This window comes from Phreatobacter sp. GW821-FHT04C01, assembly GCF_059420385.1.
The window spans coordinates 147,998-167,951 of sequence record NZ_JBWKTP010000006.1; the positions used below are offsets into that span (position 1 = coordinate 147,998).

The window sequence follows — 19,954 nt, forward strand, 5'->3', positions numbered from 1 at the left end:
GACACCCGGTGGAACAGCGCGCGCGACGAGCGGCCGCTCGCCGGTCATTTGATGCGGGTCCAGAGGTTTCCCGAACACATCGTGCCGCCGAGCGAGCAGGCCACGGCCTGCAGCTTGTCGCCGTCCATGGTCATGCGGCCGGCATAGCTTTGCCCGTCGCCCGGCACATAGGCGCGGCCGGTCCAGCGATTGGTGCCGTTCGGACGCATGTCGAAGAACAGCCGCGCGCCGACCAGGGGACGGGTCCGCAGGCGCGCCGAGGCATTGTTGACGTCGAGGCCCGGCTGCTGAAGCCAGGTGATGGTGCCGCACAACCCGCCGCGACAGGGCGCGACCCTCATCCGGGTGGTGCCGGTCTCGCTCTGCCACTCGCCGAGCGCCTTCTGGGCCGAGGCCGGCAAGACCGAGATCGACAGGAATGCCGCGCAAGCGGCGATGACCAAACGCATGAAAGGCTCCTGGGCGTGACCGGTTGATCCGGCCCGGCCAGATGACCGTTGCGCCGGATGGGTGCCCTCCTCACGCGAGATCGAGGTCACCGCGTCACTGGGTCGGTCGCCGTGGCGCCAAGGTTCAATGGCGCCGCGATCACGACGCCGGGTCGTGCGCCACCACCACCGGCGCATCCTCGGCCCAGTTCAAGGAAACGGACAGGCCGTTCGCCAGGGGAAAGCCGATGCGCCAGGTCTGTTCCTCGACCCGCAGCGAGCCGAGCGGCGTGGAGACCACGAGCTGGGTGCTGTTGCCGTGATAGGTATAGTCGGCAATGGTGCCGCGGACGCGGTTCGGCCCCTCGTCCCCTTCCAGCGCCACACTGAGCTTTTCCGGCCGGAGACTGACGGCAACCTTGGCTCCGACCGCGCCCGCGGTCGCCGAACGCGATATCAGCGTGGTGCCGGCCGCGACCAGAACGACGCGGCCGTCGGCTTCGCGGCCCTTGACCTCGGCCTCGACGATGTTGCTGCGGCCGACGAAATTGGCGACGAACATGGTCTGCGGACGCTCATAGACCTCGAGCGGCGTACCGACCTGGACGATGCGGCCGTGATTGACCACGGCGATCAGGGTCGACATCGACAGCGCTTCGTCCTGGTCATGGGTGACGTTGATGAAGGTCGCGCCGAGCCGCCGGTGCAGGCTCTTCAATTCCTCCTGCAACTGGCTGCGCAACTGCTTGTCGAGCGCGCTCAGCGGCTCGTCGAGCAGGATCAGCGGCGGCGAGAAGACGAGGGCGCGGGCCAGCGCGACGCGCTGCTGCTGGCCGCCGGACAGCTGCGCCGGCTTGCGCGACGCGAGCGGGCCGAGCTGGACGGTGTCGAGCGCACCGGCGACCAGCCGCGTGATCTCGGGGCGCGGCAGCTTGCGCACCTCCAGTGGGAAGGCGACGTTCTCGGCGACCGTCATATGCGGGAACAAGGCGTAACCCTGGAACACCACGCCGAGGTCGCGCTTCTCCGGCGGCAAGGCGGTGATGTCGCGTCCGTCGAGCCGGATCGCGCCGGCGCTCGGCGTGACGAAGCCGGCGATCGCCATGAGCAGCGTGGTCTTGCCGGACCCCGACGGCCCCAGCAAGGTCAGGAACTCGCCGCGGGGAATGGCGAGCGACATGTCGTCGATGGCCGCGACCTCGCGATAGCGTTTCGACAGGCGTTCGACGGCGAGGAAGGGTTGGCTCTGGTCGGTCACGATGGCTCTTTCGGGCATGGATCCAGACGGCTCGCCTCAGGCCTTGCGCAGGACCAGGCGGATGGCGACGGCTGCGAGCGTGGCGAGGATCATCACGGCGGAAACCGCGGCGACCGCAGGATCGACCCTCTCGGTCAGGCTGTTCCAGATGACGATCGGCAAGGTGACGACCTTGCGGCTGGTCAGGAACAGCACCGCGACCACCTCGTCCCACGAGGTGACGAAAGAAAAGGCCGCGCCCGACAGGATGCCCGGAGCGATATTGGGCACGACGATGCGCCGGAGCACCGTGAAGGGAGACGCGCCGAGGCTGCGGGCCGCCTGCTCGAGCCGGCGGTCGAAGCCGCTGAGCGAGGTCGAGACCGTGATCAGGACCAGGGGAATGCAGACCACGGTATGGGCCACCACCACACCCATCAGGGTGTCCAGCCAGTTGAGGTCGATCCAGGTGCGATAGAAGGCCAGCGCATGGACGATCGGCGGCACGATCAACGGCGCCAGGATCATGACGCGCAAATAGCGGGTCACGCGGGAATTCAGCCGCCACAGCCCGATGGCGCACAACGTGCCGAACAGCGTGGCGAAGACGGTGGTAAGCGCGGCGATGGCCAGGCTGGTCAGGATGCTGTGCGACCAGCGCAGGTCGGTGACGAGCTTCGCATAGTGCTGGAACGAGATGCCGGTGGTCGGCATGGACAGATAGCGCTCCGGCGTCAGCGACACCGGAAACACCACGGCGAGCGGCGCCAGCAGAAAGATCAGGCCGAGCCAGCCGCAGGCCAGGACGAGATAGCGGCCGAGCCGCGGCCGGTCGGCGACATCCATTACTCGTCCCCCTTGCCGACGATGCTGTCCCAGTCGGCGAAACGGCCGACCGCGAAGATCACCGCGAAGACGGTGATCAGCAGCACCGAGGCGAGCATGGTCGCCGTGCCCCATTCCAGCGTCTCATGCACCTGCACGCTGATATATTCGGCGACCATCATGACCCGGCCGCCGCCGAGGATGGCCGGCGTCACGTAGAAGCCGAGCGAGAACACGAAGGTCAGGATGAAGGAGGAGAACAGGCCCGGCACGGTGAGCGGAAAGAACACCCGGCGGAACACCGTGAGGCCGTTGGCGCCGAGACTGCGGGCGGCGTTCAGCACGCGCGGGTCGATGGTGCGCATGCCGGCATAGAGCGGCAGGATGCCGAAGGGCAGCATGTAGTGGACCATGCCGATGATGACGCCGATCTCGTTGCGCACCAGGTTGAGCGGCATGTCGATCAGCCCGAGCCCGACCAGCGTGGTGTTCAGCACGCCATTGCCGCGCAGCACGGTGACCCAGGCGAAGGCGCGGATCAGCACCGACAACCACAAGGGCAGCAGCACCAGGACGAACATGAGCGCCCGCATGCGCGGCCCGGCGAGCGTCAGCGCCGCGGCCATGACATAGGACATGACGAGGGTGATGGCGGTGGTGATGACGCAGATGCGCAGCGTCGTCCAGATCACCCGGCCCAGCACGGGCGAGGTGAACAGCTGGCTGTAATTGGCCAGCGCGCCGGGCTCCTCGGTCAGGCTCAGCCCCAGGATGCGCAGCAGCGGCACGAGGTAGAGCAGCACGATCAGCAGCACGGCCGGCGCGATCATGATCAGCGCCAGGCGCGCACGGTGATCGAGGGTCCAGATCATGCCCGGTAGGCCGTCCTGCCGTGCACGATGGTCCTGGCAACCTTGATAAACGGGATGCGCTCGACATCGGCGGTGAAGATGTCCTCGTCGAGAATGACGAGGTCGCCGAGCTTGCCGACTTCGATGCTGCCCTTGAGCATCTCCTCGCGACCGGCATAGGCGCCGTCGAGCGTATAGGCCTTGACTGCGTCCCAGACGCTGATCGCCTCCCCTGCCCCGAGGCTCTGCCCGGTATCGGTCTTGCGCGCGACCAGCGCGTAGATGCCGCGCAGCGGATTGGGGTGGCAGATCGGCGCGTCCGAATGGGCCGGCGCCACCACGCCGAGCTCCTTCCAGGAGCGGTGCGGCCACATGTCCTGCATCGCCGCCTCGCCGCGCACCCGGATATAGCCGTCACCGAGATCGTAGAGGAAGGCGGCCGCCGAGGATGGAATGACGTTGAGCCGGCGCATCCGCTCGCGGATCGCCGGCGTGGCGTAGCAGGTGTGCTCGACCCGCATGCGGCTGTCGGAATTCGGGTGGGCCGCGAGCGCCGCCTCGAAGGCATCGAGCACATAGTCGATGCCGCGGTCGCCGATGCCGTCGGCGAAGACGGCAAGGCCGGCCGCGGTCGCGTCCATCACCCGCTTGGCGAAGTCTTCGCTGGCATAGAGCAGCATGCCGGTATTGTGCTCGGGCTCGCCCAGCACTTTGGCGCCGACATAAGGCTGGTAATAGGCGGCGGTCCGGCCGGTGGTCGAGCAATCCGGGCACCATTCGACGCCGAGGATACGCACCCATTCGTCGCCGAGGCCGGAGCGTACGCCGGCGCGAATATAGGATTCGACCAGGCCGTTCTCCTTGCCACTGACCATGATGCCGACCCTGAGCGGCAGTTCGCCGGCCGCCCGCATGTCCTGGAAGGCGCGGATGCCGTTCGACTGGGTCAGCGAATTGTGGATCGAGGTGATGCCGTAGCTCAGGAACTCGGCGAAGACCTGCTTCAGCCCCTTGGTGAAATCGCCGACGGTGTAGTCCCGGCTGATCTCGTCGACCACCACATAGGCGGCATTCTCGCGCAGCAGGCCGGTCGGCCGGCCGGTCGCCGGATCCCGGTCGATGCGGCCGAAAGGCGGGTCTTCCTTGGCATCGGCGAGACCGGATCGGACCAGCGCGGCGGTGTTGACGACGCCGTTGTGATGATCGGTCCGGTAGATGAAGACGGGCCGGCCATTGCCGACCCGATCGAGCTCGTCGATGGTCGGGAAGCCGCCGAGCTTGTTGTCATCGTAGCGGAAGCCGACGAACCAGGCATCGGGCGCCAGGTGGGGCGTGGCCGCCGCGATCTGCGCCAGCACCTCGTCCTTGGAGCCGACCTTGGGCCAGGAGAAATCCGCCCAGCGGTGGACGCGCGCGCCATAGACGTCGGCGTGGCAATGGCTCTCGATGAAGCCCGGAAGGACGGTACGGCCGCCGGCATCGATAATCTCGGTGTCCGGGCCGGCGAAGGTGGCGACTTCGGCGGCGCTGCCGACCGCGACAATGCGGCCGTCTGATATCGCCACCGCCTCGCAGAACGGCATGGCGGCATTGATGGTCGCCACCTTGGCATGGGTGACGATGGTATCGGCTGGCCGGGTCATCAGCATGGCTTCATGAAAACGGGATGGGAACCGCCGGCCCGCACGGGCCGACGGCGGTTCGGTCAGGCCGTGCTCAGGACGCCATCAGGTCGAGGAAGCGCTTGGTGACCGGGATGATGTTGGCGCCGTACCAATCGGCGTTCTGCAGCACCATCAGCTTGCGATTGTCCGGATGGCCCGGGTTCTTCTTGCCCAGGGCCTCGCTATAGGTGCCGTCGGCGGCCGGATTGGCCGGGCCGTTGCCGAGCAGTTCCAGAAGCTTCACCTGCGCCTGCGGATCCTGCATGGAGGCGAGGAACTGCATGGCGGCCTTGCCGGCCGGATTGTTCTTGGTGACCGACATGACGCCGGGCTGCAGCATGCCCTGGTTGAAGGTGTAGCGGAACCGGCCGCCGGATTCCTCCTGCAGCAGGTTGGCGCGGGTGTGCCAGAGCTGGCCCATGGTCACTTCGCCGTCGCGGAACAGCTGCTGGCTGCTGGCGCCGGTGTCCCACAGCACCAGGTGATCCTTGATCTCGGCGATCTTCTTCAGCGCCCGGTCGACGTCGAGCGGGTAGAGCTTGTCGAGGGCGACGCCGTCGGCCAGCAGCGCGGCTTCCAGGGCACCCGCCATGTATTTGTACAGCACCCGCTTGCCGGGGAACGCCTTCACGTCCCAGAAATCCGCCCAGCTCTGCGGCGTCTTACCGCCGAAGGCACGGCTGTCGAAGGTCATGACCGAGCCGTAGACGAAAACCGTCGCGCCCCAGCGATAGTCCATGCCGGGCAGTGCCTTGGCCCGGTCGACAATGGAATAGTCGATTTCCTCGACCACGCCGGCCGCGCCCAGCGAAGCCTGGGTGCCGACGCCGCCGTCGATGATGTCCCAGGTGACGTTGCGCGCCTGCACCATGGCGCGAACCCGGCCGGGTGACGGGCCGGTGCCGTCCATGACCACCTTGATGCCGGTCTTGGCCGTGAAGGGCTCGCCCCAGACCTTCTGGTAGGCCGCCTCGGCGTCGCCGCCCCACATGGCGAAGACGATTTCCTTGGCCGCCGCCTGGGCCTTGGCCGGGTCGATGCCGGCACCGATGCCGGCGGCCGCCAACAGGGCACCGAGCCCCAGCACCTGCCGCCGGTCGATCGCGCCCGCCTCGGCCCGTTCCGCCGCGATCTGCAAGGCGTCGCTCAGATAATTGCCTGCCTCACCCATGGTGCCCTCCTTCTGCCTGGTCCGTGCCGATGCCCATGCCGTGGCCCAGCCGCCGTTCTTGATCGTAAAGTCAAACTGACATGTCAGATTGCAATTGATTGCCGAAGCCGAAACCCTTGTCAATCACAATGGATTGGGGATTTTCGGCAGATATCGCGATCATGCCGTGATCGGCGCACTTTTCAATTCGCCGATTGACATGTTAGTCATGCGGCCTGAAACGACGATGGCGCGCGGCACGACGACCGTCGCCACGGCGATGCCGGGGATATCGATGGCAGGCCTGACGACCGCCCCCTCCCTTCGCAAAGGGCTGGCCAAAAACCTTTCATCCGGGAACCTCAAGGCCGTCAGTCCGAAGACCATGGCGGCGGAGGCCTATGCCCGGCTGGAGGAAATGATCATCCTCGGCAAGCTGACACCGGATACGCGGCTGTCGGAGCAGATGCTCGCCCAGGCGCTCGGTCTCGGCCGCACGCCGATCCGCGAAGCCCTGCAGAAGCTCCGCGAAAACCACCTCGTCGACATCCTGCCGCGCTCAGGTGTGTTCGTGACCCGTGTCGACTTCCGCAGCCAGCTCTTGGTCATGGAGGTGCGTCACGACCTCGAAAGGCTGGTCGCCCACCGGGCCGCGCGGCGCGCCAACGAAGCGGAACGGCAGAAGTTCCTGCAGCTTGCCGCCACGATGCGGCTCGCCGGCGAGACCCGCGACAAGCTGGCTTTGATGACGGTGGACCGTCAGTTCAAGGAATTGTCGCTGCAGGCCGCCGCCAACAAATATCTGACCGCGGCGCTGGCCCCGATCCACGCCCATTCGCGCCGCTTCTATTTCACCCACCTCGAAACGACCAACGTGCCGATCGCGCTGTCGCATGCCGAGGCGATCGAGGCGATCGGCCGTGGCGACGAGGCCGCGGCGGTCGCCGCGACCGAGGTGTTTCTCGAAGCGATGGAAAACTTCACCAAGGCGGTCATCACCGCCGAACTGGCCGAGGTCTGAGGCCTCAGCACAGGCGCGCCTCAGGCCCCCGCACCCCAGTTCGGATCGTTGAGCACGTCGTCCTGGTTCTCGCCCAGCGCCGGCGACCCATGGGCGCCGTAGAGCCGTTCGCCGTTGATGATGATCGGCTGGCGCACGCTCGGCACCGTGCCGGCCTTGGTCTCCGGCGCGGGCAGATCGACGCGCATGCCGCGCGCGATGACCTGTGGATCCCTGAACACTTCCGGCACCTTGTTGATCGGGCCGACCGGAACGCCGGCGGCTTCCAGCTTCTCGATCAGGTCGGCCTTGCTGAACAGCACGGTGCGGGCGATCAAGAGCGGCATCAGCAGCTCGCGATTATTGACCCGCTGCTCGTTGTCGACGAAGCGCGGATCGGTCACCAGTTCCGCCACGCCCAGCACTTCGCAGGTCCGGCGATACTGGCCGTCATTGCCAGTCGCCAGGATGATGTGGCCGTCGCTGACCGGCACCACCTGATAGGGTACCAGATTGGCGTGGGCATTGCCCATGCGCTTGGGATCGATGCCGGCGATCATGTGGTTCATCGAGTGGTTCTGCAGCAAAGCCACCTGGGTATCGAGCAGCGCCATGTCGATATGGCTGCCCTCGCCGGTGGCGTCGCGATGGCGCAGCGCCGCCAGGATGCCGACGGTGGAATAGACCCCGGTGAAGATGTCGGCATAGGCGACGCCGACCTTTTGCGGCTCGCCCTGCGGGTCGCCGGTGAGCGACATGATGCCGCCCATGCCCTGGATGATGAAGTCATAACCCGGACGCGGGGCATAGGGCCCGGTCTGGCCGAAACCGGTGATCGAGCAATAGACGATACGCGGATTGATGGCCTTGAGGCTCGGATAATCGAGCCCGTATTTGACCAGGCCGCCGACCTTGAAATTCTCGATCACCACATCGGCGTGGTTGGCGAAACGGCGGATCGTCGCCTGGTCGTCGGCGCTGTTGAAGTCGAGCGCGATCGACCGCTTGCCGCGGTTGGTCGAGTGGTAATAGGCCGAGCCGTGATAGCCGCCGTCCTTGTCCTCGACAAAGGGCGGCCCCCATTCCCGGGTATCGTCGCCGACGCCGGCGCGCTCCACCTTGACCACGTCGGCGCCGAGATCGGCGAGCAATTGCCCGCACCACGGACCGGCGAGCACGCGCGCCAGTTCGAGCACGCGCAAGCCGGCAAGAGGTTTCGTCGTCATTCCCGGCTTGCTCCCGATGCGGTTGGTTTCTTGGTCGCGGACTTGGACGAATCCTGGTCTCAGAAGAATGCCTGCAGACCGGTGATCGCACGACCGAGGATCAGCGCATGGACGTCATGCGTGCCCTCGTAGGTGTTGACGGTTTCCAGGTTCTGCGCATGGCGCATCACGTGATATTCGATCTGGATGCCGTTGCCGCCGTGCATGTCGCGGGCCTGGCGGGCGATATCGAGCGCCTTGCCGCAATTGTTGCGCTTGACGATCGAGATCATCTCGGGCGCCGCCTTGCCCTCGTCGAACAGCCGGCCGACGCGCAGGGATGCCTGCAGGCCGAGCGAGATCTCGGTCTGCATGTCGGCGAGCTTCTTCTGGAACAGCTGGGTCTGGGCCAGCGGCTTGTTGAACTGCTTGCGGTCCAGGCCATATTGGCGGGCCCGGTGGAAGCAGTCCTCGGCGGCGCCCAGCGCGCCCCAGGAAATGCCGTAGCGGGCGCGGTTGAGGCAGCCGAAAGGCCCCTTCAGGCCGGAGACGTTGGGCAGCAGGTTTTCTTCCGGCACGATCACGCCATCCATCACCACTTCGCCGGTGATGGAAGCGCGCAGCGACAGCTTGCCGCCGACCTTCGGAGCGGTCAGGCCCTTCATGCCCTTTTCCAGCACGAAGCCGCGGATCTTGTTGTCATGGGCCGCCGACTTCGCCCAGATGACAAAGACATCGGCGATCGGCGAGTTGGAAATCCACATTTTCGAGCCGGTCAGGCGATAACCGTCGGCGACCTTCTCGGCGCGGGTCTTCATGCCGGCCGGGTCCGAACCGGCATCGGGCTCGGTCAGGCCGAAGCAGCCGACCCATTCACCCGAGGCGAGCTTGGGCAGGTATTTTTTGCGCTGCTCTTCCGAGCCATAGGCATAGATCGGATACATCACCAGCGAGGACTGCACGCTCATCATCGAGCGATAGCCGGAATCGACGCGCTCGATCTCGCGCGCCACCAGGCCGTAGCTGACGTAATTGGCGCCGGCGCCACCATATTCTTCCGGCACTGTCGGTCCGAGGAAACCCATCTCGCCCATCTCGTTGAAGATCGAGCGGTCGGTCTTTTCCTCCAGATACATGTCGGAGACGCGCGGCATCAGCTTTTCCTGCGCATAGGCGCGGGCCGCGTCGCGGATCAACCGCTCGTCCTCGGTCAACTGGTCGTTGAGCAGGAAGGCGTCGTCCCAGGAGAACTCGGCGAGGTCCGGACGGTCCTTGGCTTTCAGCTGAGCGGCCATGAAACATTCTCCTTGAGGTTTGTGCTCGCGGGCGACGCCTGTCGGCGCCTGCCGGAGAGACAGCGGTTCTTCCCATGCGGTTGGCGCTCCCTTACAGGTGGACGGCGCCGGCGAAAAGCGACATGTTCGACAAAGATCATTCCAAACAGGAATGGATATGCTTCGACGCAGTTTCCTCCCCGGGGTCGGCAATCTCCTGGCCTTCGAGGCCGCCGCCCGCCATGGCAGCATATCGCGGGCCGCGGAAGAACTGCATCTGACGCAGAGCGCGGTGTCGCGCCAGATCCTGCACCTGGAAGCGACGCTGGGGGTAGCGCTGTTTCACCGGGTGCGCCGGCGCATCGTGCTGACCGATGCCGGCCGCATCTATGCGAGCGACCTGCGCCAGGCGCTGACCGGCGTGTCGGACGCGACCCACAAGATGATGGCCTATGCAGGCGCCGGCGGCGTGCTCGACCTCGCCGTGCTGCCGACCTTCGCGGCACGCTGGCTCATCCCGCGTCTTCCGGGCTTTCTCGCCGAGAACCCGGACGTGATCGTCAATTGCACCGCCCGTGTCGCGCCCTTCGACTTCGCCCAGGAGCCGTTCGACGCGGCGATCCATGTCGGCCGGCCGGACTGGGCCGGCGCCGTCTGCGAGCCGTTGATGATCGAGGAGAGCGTGCCGGTCTGCAGCCCGCGCTATCGCGCAGCCCAGGCGATCGAAGCTCCGGCTGATCTCGTTCGCGCCAGCCTGCTGCAGCAGATGACCCGGCCGACCGCCTGGGCGGAATGGTTCGAGCAGGCCGGCGTCGAAGCCCCCCAGGCGCTGCGCGGTCACCGCTTCGAGCAGTTCTCCATGGTCGCCGAGGCGGCGGTCGCCGGCATCGGCGTCGGCCTGGTGCCGCATATCCTGGTCGAGGCGGATCTCGCCGCCGGCAGGCTTGAAGTGCTGTTCCCGCAGACGCTGGTCTCGACCAAGGCCTATTATTTCGTTTGCCCCGAGCACAAGGCGGAGGCGCCGCTGGTCAAGGCGTTCCGTGATTGGATCGTCAGGGAAGCGAAAACGGCCGGCAAGCCGAATTGAAGCAATTGAGCGGCATTGCATCGAAGATAGCCGTCCTTCGAGGCTCGCTGCGCTCGCTCCTCAGAATGAGGATTGTGGAGTATTGCAGCAGCGGCGATGCCAGATAAGCGACACGCTCGACGCTTCATGATCAACGTTGATGCAACTCACCTTTTTCCCCTCATCCTGAGGTGCTCGCGCCGTTGCGCGAGCCTCGAAGGACGGCTGACCGAATTGCAGGCCGTACTATCGACCTAAAAAGAACGGCTCCCGTTTCGTTCGAAACGGGAGCCGCGCTGGTCGATCTGGACGGTGCGAGCTGCCCGTCAGATCACTGGTGGCCGAACATCGACTTGACCTCGAGGAAATCCTCGAAGCCGTAGCGGCCCCACTCGCGGCCGTTGCCGGACTGCTTGTAGCCGCCGAAGGGCGCGGCCAGGTCGCCGCCGGCGCCGTTGATATGGACCATGCCGGCGCGAATGCGGCGGGCCACGGTGCGGGCATGGTCGAGATCACCCGAGGTGACGTAGCTCGACAGGCCGTAGACCGTGTCGTTGGCGATCTCGATCGCCTCTTCCTCGGTCTTGTAGGGCAGGATCGACAGCACCGGCCCGAAGATTTCCTCGCGCGCGATGGTCATCGAATTGGTGACGTCGGCGAAGATGGTCGGGCGGATGTAATAGCCCTTGTTGAGGCCGGAGGGGCGGCCGGTGCCGCCGGTGACGAGACGCGCGCCCTCGGCGATGCCCTGTTCGATCAGCTTCTGGATCTTGGCGAACTGCACGTCGCTGGCGACCGGGCCGATGGTGGTGCCTTCGGCGCGCGGGTCGCCGACCACCGTCTGCTCGGCGACGCCGCGGGCAATGGCGATCACCTCTTCCTGCCGGTCGGCCGGCACCAGCATGCGGGTCGGGGCGTTGCAGGACTGGCCGCTATTGCCGAAGCAGGAGCGGGCCCCGTGGGTGATGGCGCGGGTGAAATCGGCATCGGCCAGGATGATGTTCGGCGACTTGCCACCGAGTTCCTGGGCGACACGCTTGACCGTATCGGCGGCCGCCTTGGCGACCAGGATGCCGGCACGGGTCGAGCCGGTGAACGACACCATGTCGATATCGGGATGGCTAGACAGGCGGTGGCCGACGGTCGCGCCGTCGCCATTGACCATGTTGTAGACACCGGCGGGAGCGCCCGCTTCATGCATGATCTCGGTGAACACCAGGCCGGAGACCGGGGCGATCTCGCTCGGCTTGAGCACCATGGTGCAACCGGTGGCGAGCGCCGGCCCGACCTTGCAGCCGATCTGGTTCATCGGCCAGTTCCACGGAGTGATCAGGCCGACCACGCCGACCGGCTCGCGCGTCACCATGGTCTTGTTGATCATCTCGTCGAATTCATAGGTCTTCAGCACTTCGAGCGCCTGGGCGAGATGGCCGAGACCGGCGCCGACATGGGCCGACTTGGCCAGCGACATGGGCGCGCCCATCTCGCGGGAAATCGCCTCCGCCATGTCGCCCGAGCGCTTCTTGTAGACGGCGATGACCTGCTCGAGCAGCTCGATGCGCTCCTTGCGGCTGGTGCGCGAAAACGAGGCAAAGGCCTTCTTGGCCGCGGCGATCGCCTTGTCGGCGTCTTCGACGGTGCCGAGCGCGATCTTGGTAAAGGCCTCTTCGGTGGCCGGATCAAACACATCGAGCGTCACGGTGCTGATCGGGGCGACCCAGGCGCCGTTGATGTAGAATTCGAGATTGTGCTGCGACATGGTTCGTTTCCTTGGGGTATCGAGGAAGCTTGAGGTCTGGAAGAGCCGTGATGTCTCTGGGAGGTATGGTGTCTCTTGGAAGCGCGAACTGCTCAAAATTTCATGCAGAGGCAAAGTGATTGTAACGTCATCCGGCGCAACGACCGCCGCCTACAAATAGGGCGGCGTGCAGGCGCTGACCACCTCGCAAGGCTCACTGCCGACATTCCTGAAACGGTGAGGTGTCTGACTGTCGAACAGATAGGCCTCGCCCGCCCTCAGCACGCGCACCGACTGCCCGACGGTGATCTCGAGCTGGCCGGAAATCACCACCCCCCCCTCTTTCGAGGCATGGGCCAGCATGGCCTTGCCGGTGTCGGCACCCGGTTCGTAGACTTCGTGCAGGATCTGCAGGTTGTTGGCGCGGGCATCGCCCACCTGTTTGAAAGTGATGCGGCCCTTTTTGCTTTTCATCGCGCCCGGAATGATCGAGGTCAGGTCGATCAGCTCGTCGTGACCAAAGAAAACCTTGTCCTGCTGCGGTGGCCCGGCGCTGAAAAAATCAACGAAATTGACCGTCAGCCCATCGAGGATCTTGCGCAGCGAGGCGACCGACGGGCTCGACTTGTTCTGCTCGACGGTGGCGATCAGCCCATGCGGCACGCCCGCCCGCGTCGCCAGCTCGCGCTGCGACAGGCCAGCTGCCGCTCGAAGCTCCCGCAGTCGCGCACCGACGTCGAAATCCATCACCGTTTCCCTGAAGTCCAAGCGCGTCGAGCGCCCCATTGACCCGCAGCATAGTTGCCGTGCATTTTGCTGTCTGCTCAAAATTTTGAGCACCAGCTAATCACGGCGACGACGCTCGCTTTTGACGCGTGAGGGAGATGACCATGAGCACAGCAGACCTTGCAACCCGCCAGAGCCAGGCCGTGCCGCGTGGCGTCGCGACCAAGGGCGTCTATGCCGTCCGCGCCGAGAACGCGACGCTGTGGGACGCCAACGGCAAGAGCTATATCGATTTCGCCGCCGGCATCGCCGTGGTCAATACCGGCCACCGCCACCCGGCGATCATCGAGGCGGTCAAGACCCAGCTCGACGCCTTCACCCATACCTGCTTCCACGTCGCGCCCTATGAGAGCTATATCGCGCTCGCCGAGCGCCTGAACGCCGCCACTCCCGGCACCCATGCCAAGAAGACCATGCTGGTCACCACCGGCGCCGAGGCGGTCGAGAACGCCATCAAGGCGGCGCGCCACTTCACCGGCCGCTCGGCGGTCGTCGCCTTCAACGGCGCCTTCCATGGCCGCACGATGATGGGCATGGCGCTCACCGGCAAGGTGTCGCCCTACAAGAAGGGCTTCGGTCCGTTCCCGGCCGAGGTGTTCCACGTCGCCTTCCCGAAAACCTATCACGGCATAGACACCGCCCAGGCGCTCGCCAACCTGAAGCAGCTGTTCCTGGCCGATGTCGATCCGGCCCGGGTCGCCGCCATCATCATCGAGCCGGTGCAGGGCGAAGGCGGCTTCTACATCGCCCCGGCGGAATTCCTGAAGGAGTTGCGCAAGGTCTGCGACGAGCACGGCATTCTCCTCATCCTGGACGAGATCCAGACCGGCATCGCGCGCACCGGCAAGATGTTCGCCGTCGACCATGCCGGCGTCGTGCCCGACCTGGTGACCATGGCCAAGGGCCTGGGCGGCGGCTTCCCGCTCGCCGCGGTCACCGGCCGCGCCGAAATCATGGATGCGGCCCAGCCGGGCGGCCTCGGCGGCACCTATGGCGGCAATCCGGTGGGCGTGGCCGCGGCCCATGCCGTGCTCGACGTCATCGAAAAGGAAGATCTCTGCGCCCGCGCCGCCGAACTCGGCGACATGATGATCGAGCGGCTGAAGGAAATGGCCAAGCGCAACTCCTTCTCCTGCATCGGCGACGTCCGCGGCCTCGGCGCCATGGTCGCCTTCGAGCTGGTCAAGGACCGCGAGACCCGCGAGCCCGACGCGGCCCTGACCTCGGCGCTGGTCGCCAAGGCCGAGGAAAACGGCCTGATCCTCCTGTCCTGCGGCCCCGACGCCAATGTCATCCGCCTGCTCGCGCCGCTGACCACGCCGATGGAACAGGCCAGGAAGGGCATGGACATTCTCGAGGCTTCGCTCGCCGCCGTCGTGAAGAACTGAGCTTCGCAGCTCCGACACCGTCAACAACAAGGCCGCATCCGGTAACCCCGGATGCGGCCTTTTCTTTTTGAACCCGTCAGTTGGGGGCCCACCGGTTTCGAGCCCGCCGGACCGAATGGGCCGGCCTCAGCCGGCGACATCCTCGGCATGGACCAGCGACTTGCGATAGGTTTCCGGGATCATCAGCACGACCAGGAACACCGCGACCGACACCACCGCCATGTAGATCGCCGGGGCGATCTTGCTGCCCGACTGCAGGATCAGCCAGGTGGCCAGGAACGGCGCCGTGCCGCCGAAAATCGTATAGGCGAGATTGTAGCTGATCGCCGCGGCGCTGAAGCGGGTGCGGGTCGGGAACAGCTCCAGGAGGGCGATGCCGACCGGACCCCAGAACAGGCCGCAGCCGAAGGCGAGCAGGCCCTGGCCGGCAATGGCGGTGACCAGGCTGCCCTGGGCCGCCAGCAGATAGGCGGGGATGCAGACGGCGGCATTGATGGCAAGCCCGACCAGCAGGATCGGCTTGCGGCCGAAGCGATCCGACAGGCCGCCGCCGATGATCATCGCAACGAACGCGATGAACAGCGCGACGCTGTTGGAGATCAGCGCGGCATTGCTGTTGAGGCCGACGGTGGCGGTGAGATAGCTGACGAAATAGCCGGCCAGCGTATAGAAACCGAGGCTGGAAAAGGCGGCGAGCGCGAAGGAGAAGGCCATGGCCTTTTTCTGGTCGCGCACGGCATCGCTGATCGGGGTGGCGGCGACACGCCTGGCGGCCTGGGTTGCCTTGAAGGCCGGCGATTCATCGACCTGCTGGCGAATGTAGAGGCCGACGAGGGCGAGCGGACCGCCGATCAGGAAGGGAATGCGCCAGCCCCAGGAGGCATAGGCCTCGCCGCTCAGCGCATTGGTCAGGAGCAGCACCAGGAGCGCGGCGGCGATCGGCGGCAGATTGGCGAAGGAATAGGTGAAGGCGACATAGAGGCCGCGGCGCTCGCCCGGCGCATGTTCGGCGACGAAGGCGTTGGAGCCGACCGTCTCGCCCGCGGCGGAAAGACCCTGCACCAGGCGGCAGACCACCAGCAGGATGGGCGCGAGAATGCCGACCTGGGCGTAGGTCGGCAGAAGGCCGATGGCGAGGGTGGCGACACCCATCATCAGGATGACGAAGGACAGCACGCGCCGGCGGCCGATGCGATCGCCCAGGCTGCCGAAGATGAAACCGCCGAGCGGGCGCATGACGAAGCCGACCGCATAGATCGCGAAGGTCGACAGGAGCGCGGCGGTCGGATCCGAATTCGGGAAGAACAGCTTGGCGATGATCGCGGCCGAATAGGCATAAACGACGAAATCGTACCACTCGACGAACTGGCCGATCGCCGCCGACGTCAGTACCCGGCGCAGCGCGCTCTTGTCCTGAACCTGCGGGGCGACGCCCGCCACGGCCGTTGCGCTTGACTGTGCGCTCATGAAACGTCCTCCGAGACAGACCGGTTCAGAACCGGCTTTCTTGACATGTTGAAAGGAGCGAAGGGGCCTGGCGCGGCCCTCGCCTATGGCTTCTGCACGATCGCGTAGCGGCGGTGCTGAAGGCACGGCAGCACGTCGCGCACCGCCTTCAGCCGGGCCGATGTCAGCCTCGCCATCGCCAGCCCATCGCCGCCGGCCGCTGTGGCGGTGGCGATGCCGCTGGGGTCGACGATCATGCTCAGGCCGACCGAAAGTGGCGCCGGCTGGCAGGATGCCGCGACGTAGCAGGTGTTCTCGATGGCCCGCGCCTTCAGCAGGGTTTCCCAGTGCAGTTCCTTCAAGGGACCCGCCACCCAGCCGGACGAGACCAGCAGGATATCGGCGCCGCGATCGACCAGCAGCCGGGCCATTTCCGGGAAGCGGATGTCGTAGCAATTGAGCAGGCCGAAGCGGAAGCCGCCGAGATCGAAGGTGGTCAGTTCGCCGAAACCGTCGCGCAAGGGCGCGCGCTCGTTCTTGTCGGATTCGCGATAGTGGAAGGCGTCATAGAGGTGCAGTTTTTCGTAGCGTCCCAGGCGCTCGCCGCCGGCTCCGGCAACGATCAGGGTGTTGCGCGCCAGCGGGCCGCCGCCGTCGCTGTACATTCCGGCGACGATGGCGATGCCATGCCGACGCGCGATGGCGTGAATTTCCGCCTCGAAACGGCTGCCGTCGCTGCGCGCGACCTCGGCGATCCGCGATGCGGGGGCGGTGAAATCATACATCGCGGCTTCCGGAAACACCGCGATGGCGGCGCCGCCGGCCACGGCCTCGGCCGCCAGCCGCTCGATGCCGGCGAGATTGGCCGCGACGTCGGCGGTGCCGGTGAACTGGGCGACCGCCACGGTCAGGGCGGCATCGGGCAAGGGCGTATCGGTCATCAGGCAGCCTCCGGGACGAATGCACTTTGGGCGAGCGGCGGCGCGGCCCTTCGGGGCGGCACGCGCGCCTCTCAGGAGCCGCCACCGGCCAGCCGGTGGCGCCCTTGGCTCGGTTAAGCCTTTGACAACAGAATTCCTGGCGAGTCTAAGATCAATGACGACGTAATTGATACCAAGCAGGCATCAATGAACCACCTCCCCGATCTCTCCAGGCTTCGCTATTTCGTCGCGGTCGCCGAAACCCTGAGCTTTCGTGAAGCCGCCGGCCGCCTCAATGTGGCGCAACCGGCGGTGAGCCGCGCCGTGCAGCAGCTGGAGGCGGAGGTCGGTTTCAAGCTGTTCGAACGCACCACCCGGCGGGTGGCGCTGACCCCGGCCGGCGCGGTGCTGGCGCGCGAGGCCAATGCGGCCTTGCGGCAATTGCAGCGCGCCGTCAGGGATGCGTCCCAGGTCGCGGCGGGCGATGCCGGCGAACTGGTCATCGGCTATTCGGCCCAGGCCACTCACGGGCCGATGGCGGAGATCATCATCCGCTTCCGCAGTGCCTATCCGAATGCCCAGGTCAGCCTCTACTCGCTGTCGTCGCAGGAACAATTGCCGGCGATCGAGGCGGGCCAGATCGATATCGGCTTCATGCTGTCGGCGGCTTGCAAGCCGCCGCTGCGCCATGTCGTGGTGGCGCGCCAGCGTTTCGTCGTGCTGATGTCGCGCCACAATCCGCTGGCGGGCCGCGCTTCCGTCAGCCTCCGCGAGCTTTCCGACACGCCCTTCGTCATCGGCACGCCGAAACGCTGGCTGAGCTTCCGGGGACTGGTCACCAATATCTGCCTCGGCGCCGGCTTCCTGCCTGACATCGCCGAGGAGGCCGATGACGTGCCGGTGCTGCTGCAGCTCGTCTCGCTCGGCCGCGGCGTGACGCTCTATGGTTCGGCCATCACGCCCATGCTGCAGCCCGATATCGTCGCCGTGCCGATCAGCGACCCGCATGCCAGCTTCGACATCAGCATCGCCTGGCACGAGAGCCGCCAGACGCGGCTCGCCACCGAGTTCATCGCCTTTGCCCAGGCGGCAAGCGCCGCCTAGTTCATTCGGCGGCCTGTTTCGGCTGGCCGATGAGCTTCGGCTCGACGATGAAACCGCCGGACTGGCGAGCCCACAGGTCGGCATAGAGGCCGCCCTTGGCGATCAAGGCCTCATGCGTGCCCTCCTCAACGATGCGTCCCTGGTCGAGCACCACCAGCCGGTCCATGATCTGCAAGGTCGACAGGCGATGCGCGATGGCGATGACGGTCTTGCCGTCCATCAGGTCGGCGAGATTGTCCTGGATCGCCGCCTCGACCTCGCTGTCGAGCGCAGCCGTTGCCTCGTCCAGCACCAGGATCGGCGCATCCTTGAGGATGACCCGGGCAATGGCGATGCGCTGGCGCTGGCCGCCCGACAGCTTGACGCCGCGCTCGCCGACATAGGCGTCGTAGCCGGTGCGGCCGGCGGCATCTTCGAGCCTGGCGATGAAGCGGGCCGCCTGGGCCTTCTCGGCCGCTGCCTCGACCATGTCCTGGCTGGCGCCGCGCCGGCCGTAGAGGATGTTGTCGCGGATCGAGCGGTGCAGCAGCGAAGTGTCCTGCGTCACCACCGAGATGGCCCCGCGCAGGCTCTCCTGGGTGACGCCGCGCACGTCCTGGCCGTCGATCGCAATCGTGCCCTGCTCGGCGTCGTGGAAACGCAGCAGCAGGCTCACCAGCGTCGACTTGCCGGCGCCCGAGCGGCCGACCAGGCCGACCTTCTCGCCCGGGCGAATGGTCAGCGTCAGGTCGTCGATGACGGGCATGTCCTCCCGGCCGTAACCGAAGCTGACCTGGTCGAAGCGGATCTCGCCCCGGCTCATCGCGAGCGGCCGGGCGTCCGGCTCGTCCTGCATGGTCAGGGGCTTGGAGATCGACAGCATGCTCTCCTGGACCATGCCGACATTCTCGAAAATGCCCTGGATCTCGAAGGCCACCCAGCCGGACATGGCGATGATCTGCGAGGTCAGCGGCAGGACCATCGCGAGCGTCGAGATGTCGACGCGGCCGAGCTGCCACAGATAGACGGCGACCGCGCCGGTGCCGGTCAGCAGCAGGGCGTTGAGCCCGGTCAAAAGGAAGATGAAGAGCGTGTTCATCCGCTGCTGGGCGAAGAAGGCGTCGGTCAGCTCCTGCATGCTGTCGCGGACGTAGCGGTCCTCGTCGTCCGACTTGGCGAACAGCTTGACGGTGAGGATGTTGGTATAGCTGTCGACCACCTTGCCGGTCACCGCCGAACGCTTGGCGGAAGCCTCCCGCGCCAGTTCCCGCTGGCGCGGAATGGTGAAGACCAGCAGCGCCAGATAGAGCCCGAACCAGACGATCATCGGCAGAGCCAGGCGCCAGTCCTGCACCAGCATCAGGCCGACCGCGCCGAGGCCGTAGAAGATGATGTGCAGCACCGAGCGGATCAGCGCGACCAGGGTCTCCCGGACCGAAGGGCCGGCCTGCATGACCCGGTTGGCGATCCGCCCGGCAAAGTCGTTCTGAAAGAAGCCGAGGGATTGCCGGGCGACGTGGAAATGGCTCTGCCAGCGGATCAAGGTGTTGAACGGCGGCACGATCGCCTGGTTGGAGATCAGCCGGTGCAGCAAGGTCACCCCGGGACGGATCACCAGCATGACCAGCACCATCAGGGCGAGCGTCGGCCAGGCGGTCGCGATCAGCTGGTCGCGCGGCGTATGGGCGAGCAGGCCGACCAGCTGGCCGATGAAATAGGGGACCGACGTCTCCAGAAGCGCCAGCACCAGGCTGACCAGGAAAAAGGCCGCGAAGACGCCCTTCGCCTGCCGGGCGAAATACCAATAGAAGGCCAGCAGGTTGGCCGGCGGATCTCCGGATGGCGGCGCGGCGGTCGGGTCGATACGACTTTCAAAAAAGCGGAACATGAAAA

At 66.1% G+C, this 19,954-nt stretch carries 17 protein-coding genes; 4 read left to right on the forward strand and 13 right to left on the reverse strand.

Annotated elements, in window-relative coordinates; all coding sequences use genetic code 11:
- Positions 1 to 44 precede the first annotated feature (44 nt).
- The 6 genes from AC07WJ_RS22840 to AC07WJ_RS22865 form a co-directional block, all read right to left on the reverse strand.
- Complete coding sequence (locus tag AC07WJ_RS22840; protein ID WP_494936964.1) at positions 45 to 449, reverse strand: DUF2147 domain-containing protein; 405 nt, start codon at positions 447 to 449, stop codon at positions 45 to 47.
- Positions 450 to 588: 139 nt separating this feature from the next.
- Positions 589 to 1,686 carry an ABC transporter ATP-binding protein gene (locus AC07WJ_RS22845; protein WP_494936965.1) on the reverse strand — a complete coding sequence of 366 codons (1,098 nt, stop codon included), beginning with the start codon at positions 1,684 to 1,686 and terminating at the stop codon, positions 589 to 591.
- A gap of 36 nt (positions 1,687 to 1,722) precedes the next feature.
- Positions 1,723 to 2,511 carry an ABC transporter permease gene (locus AC07WJ_RS22850; protein WP_494936966.1) on the reverse strand — a complete coding sequence of 263 codons (789 nt, stop codon included), beginning with the start codon at positions 2,509 to 2,511 and terminating at the stop codon, positions 1,723 to 1,725.
- Positions 2,511 to 3,362, reverse strand: coding sequence for an ABC transporter permease (locus AC07WJ_RS22855; RefSeq protein ID WP_494936967.1), 852 nt, complete (start codon positions 3,360 to 3,362; stop codon positions 2,511 to 2,513). Before AC07WJ_RS22855 ends, AC07WJ_RS22850 begins: the two co-directional genes overlap by 1 nt.
- Positions 3,359 to 4,984 carry an amidohydrolase gene (locus AC07WJ_RS22860; protein ID WP_494936968.1) on the reverse strand — a complete coding sequence of 542 codons (1,626 nt, stop codon included), beginning with the start codon at positions 4,982 to 4,984 and terminating at the stop codon, positions 3,359 to 3,361. The genes AC07WJ_RS22855 and AC07WJ_RS22860 overlap by 4 nt, the downstream gene beginning before the upstream one ends.
- A gap of 73 nt (positions 4,985 to 5,057) precedes the next feature.
- Complete coding sequence (locus AC07WJ_RS22865) at positions 5,058 to 6,176, reverse strand: ABC transporter substrate-binding protein (RefSeq protein ID WP_494936969.1); 1,119 nt, start codon at positions 6,174 to 6,176, stop codon at positions 5,058 to 5,060.
- Positions 6,177 to 6,264: 88 nt separating this feature from the next.
- Here AC07WJ_RS22865 and AC07WJ_RS22870 point away from each other — a divergent pair, with 88 nt between their 5' ends.
- Entirely contained in the window at positions 6,265 to 7,176 is a 912-nt protein-coding gene (locus AC07WJ_RS22870; protein WP_494936970.1) for a GntR family transcriptional regulator, read from the forward strand.
- Between the two features lie 20 nt (positions 7,177 to 7,196).
- On the opposite strand, the gene AC07WJ_RS22875 is transcribed toward AC07WJ_RS22870, so the two are convergent.
- Together AC07WJ_RS22875 and AC07WJ_RS22880 are read right to left on the reverse strand one after the other, a co-directional pair.
- Entirely contained in the window at positions 7,197 to 8,381 is a 1,185-nt protein-coding gene (locus AC07WJ_RS22875; RefSeq protein ID WP_494936971.1) for a CaiB/BaiF CoA transferase family protein, read from the reverse strand.
- Positions 8,382 to 8,440: 59 nt separating this feature from the next.
- Positions 8,441 to 9,655 carry an acyl-CoA dehydrogenase gene (locus AC07WJ_RS22880; RefSeq protein ID WP_494936972.1) on the reverse strand — a complete coding sequence of 405 codons (1,215 nt, stop codon included), beginning with the start codon at positions 9,653 to 9,655 and terminating at the stop codon, positions 8,441 to 8,443.
- Positions 9,656 to 9,812: 157 nt separating this feature from the next.
- Here AC07WJ_RS22880 and gcvA point away from each other — a divergent pair, with 157 nt between their 5' ends.
- Positions 9,813 to 10,721, forward strand: coding sequence for a transcriptional regulator GcvA (gcvA, locus tag AC07WJ_RS22885; protein WP_494936973.1), 909 nt, complete (start codon positions 9,813 to 9,815; stop codon positions 10,719 to 10,721).
- Between the two features lie 310 nt (positions 10,722 to 11,031).
- Here gcvA and AC07WJ_RS22890 read toward each other — a convergent pair whose 3' ends face one another.
- Both AC07WJ_RS22890 and AC07WJ_RS22895 read right to left on the reverse strand, forming a co-directional pair.
- Positions 11,032 to 12,459: an aldehyde dehydrogenase family protein gene (locus AC07WJ_RS22890; RefSeq protein WP_494936974.1), complete on the reverse strand. Its 1,428-nt coding sequence runs from the start codon at positions 12,457 to 12,459 to the stop codon at positions 11,032 to 11,034.
- A 150-nt stretch (positions 12,460 to 12,609) separates the two neighbouring features.
- Positions 12,610 to 13,185: a cupin domain-containing protein gene (locus AC07WJ_RS22895; protein WP_494936975.1), complete on the reverse strand. Its 576-nt coding sequence runs from the start codon at positions 13,183 to 13,185 to the stop codon at positions 12,610 to 12,612.
- A 143-nt stretch (positions 13,186 to 13,328) separates the two neighbouring features.
- On the opposite strand from AC07WJ_RS22895, the gene gabT reads away from it, so the two are divergent.
- Positions 13,329 to 14,612 carry a 4-aminobutyrate--2-oxoglutarate transaminase gene (gene gabT, locus AC07WJ_RS22900; protein ID WP_494936976.1) on the forward strand — a complete coding sequence of 428 codons (1,284 nt, stop codon included), beginning with the start codon at positions 13,329 to 13,331 and terminating at the stop codon, positions 14,610 to 14,612.
- A 126-nt stretch (positions 14,613 to 14,738) separates the two neighbouring features.
- On the opposite strand, the gene AC07WJ_RS22905 is transcribed toward gabT, so the two are convergent.
- The gene (locus tag AC07WJ_RS22905) at positions 14,739 to 16,079 is read right to left on the reverse strand and encodes an MFS transporter (protein WP_494936977.1); all 1,341 of its coding nucleotides are present in this window, start codon (positions 16,077 to 16,079) and stop codon (positions 14,739 to 14,741) included.
- Between the two features lie 83 nt (positions 16,080 to 16,162).
- The gene (locus tag AC07WJ_RS22910; protein WP_494936978.1) at positions 16,163 to 16,999 is read right to left on the reverse strand and encodes a carbon-nitrogen hydrolase family protein; all 837 of its coding nucleotides are present in this window, start codon (positions 16,997 to 16,999) and stop codon (positions 16,163 to 16,165) included.
- Between the two features lie 186 nt (positions 17,000 to 17,185).
- On the opposite strand from AC07WJ_RS22910, the gene AC07WJ_RS22915 reads away from it, so the two are divergent.
- Positions 17,186 to 18,082: a LysR family transcriptional regulator gene (locus tag AC07WJ_RS22915; RefSeq protein ID WP_494936979.1), complete on the forward strand. Its 897-nt coding sequence runs from the start codon at positions 17,186 to 17,188 to the stop codon at positions 18,080 to 18,082.
- Between the two features lies 1 nt (position 18,083).
- Here the strand turns inward: AC07WJ_RS22915 and AC07WJ_RS22920 are convergent, their stop codons facing one another.
- Positions 18,084 to 19,949: an ABC transporter ATP-binding protein gene (locus tag AC07WJ_RS22920; protein WP_494936980.1), complete on the reverse strand. Its 1,866-nt coding sequence runs from the start codon at positions 19,947 to 19,949 to the stop codon at positions 18,084 to 18,086.
- Between the last annotated feature and the right edge of the window lie 5 nt (positions 19,950 to 19,954).

What these genes read in the sequence shown, in the direction of transcription:
- AC07WJ_RS22840 (WP_494936964.1), bottom strand. Translation starts at nt 449, where the DNA reads ATGCGTTTGGTCATCGCCGCTTGCGCGGCATTCCTGTCGATCTCGGTC.
- AC07WJ_RS22850 (WP_494936966.1), bottom strand. Translation starts at nt 2,511, where the DNA reads ATGGATGTCGCCGACCGGCCGCGGCTCGGCCGCTATCTCGTCCTGGCC.
- AC07WJ_RS22855 (WP_494936967.1), bottom strand. Translation starts at nt 3,362, where the DNA reads ATGATCTGGACCCTCGATCACCGTGCGCGCCTGGCGCTGATCATGATC.
- AC07WJ_RS22860 (WP_494936968.1), bottom strand. Translation starts at nt 4,984, where the DNA reads ATGACCCGGCCAGCCGATACCATCGTCACCCATGCCAAGGTGGCGACC.
- AC07WJ_RS22865 (WP_494936969.1), bottom strand. Translation starts at nt 6,176, where the DNA reads ATGGGTGAGGCAGGCAATTATCTGAGCGACGCCTTGCAGATCGCGGCG.
- AC07WJ_RS22875 (WP_494936971.1), bottom strand. Translation starts at nt 8,381, where the DNA reads ATGACGACGAAACCTCTTGCCGGCTTGCGCGTGCTCGAACTGGCGCGC.
- AC07WJ_RS22880 (WP_494936972.1), bottom strand. Translation starts at nt 9,655, where the DNA reads ATGGCCGCTCAGCTGAAAGCCAAGGACCGTCCGGACCTCGCCGAGTTC.
- gcvA (WP_494936973.1), top strand. Translation starts at nt 9,813, where the DNA reads ATGCTTCGACGCAGTTTCCTCCCCGGGGTCGGCAATCTCCTGGCCTTC.
- AC07WJ_RS22890 (WP_494936974.1), bottom strand. Translation starts at nt 12,459, where the DNA reads ATGTCGCAGCACAATCTCGAATTCTACATCAACGGCGCCTGGGTCGCC.
- AC07WJ_RS22895 (WP_494936975.1), bottom strand. Translation starts at nt 13,185, where the DNA reads ATGGATTTCGACGTCGGTGCGCGACTGCGGGAGCTTCGAGCGGCAGCT.
- gabT (WP_494936976.1), top strand. Translation starts at nt 13,329, where the DNA reads ATGAGCACAGCAGACCTTGCAACCCGCCAGAGCCAGGCCGTGCCGCGT.
- AC07WJ_RS22905 (WP_494936977.1), bottom strand. Translation starts at nt 16,079, where the DNA reads ATGAGCGCACAGTCAAGCGCAACGGCCGTGGCGGGCGTCGCCCCGCAG.
- AC07WJ_RS22910 (WP_494936978.1), bottom strand. Translation starts at nt 16,999, where the DNA reads ATGACCGATACGCCCTTGCCCGATGCCGCCCTGACCGTGGCGGTCGCC.
- AC07WJ_RS22915 (WP_494936979.1), top strand. Translation starts at nt 17,186, where the DNA reads ATGAACCACCTCCCCGATCTCTCCAGGCTTCGCTATTTCGTCGCGGTC.
- AC07WJ_RS22920 (WP_494936980.1), bottom strand. Translation starts at nt 19,949, where the DNA reads ATGTTCCGCTTTTTTGAAAGTCGTATCGACCCGACCGCCGCGCCGCCA.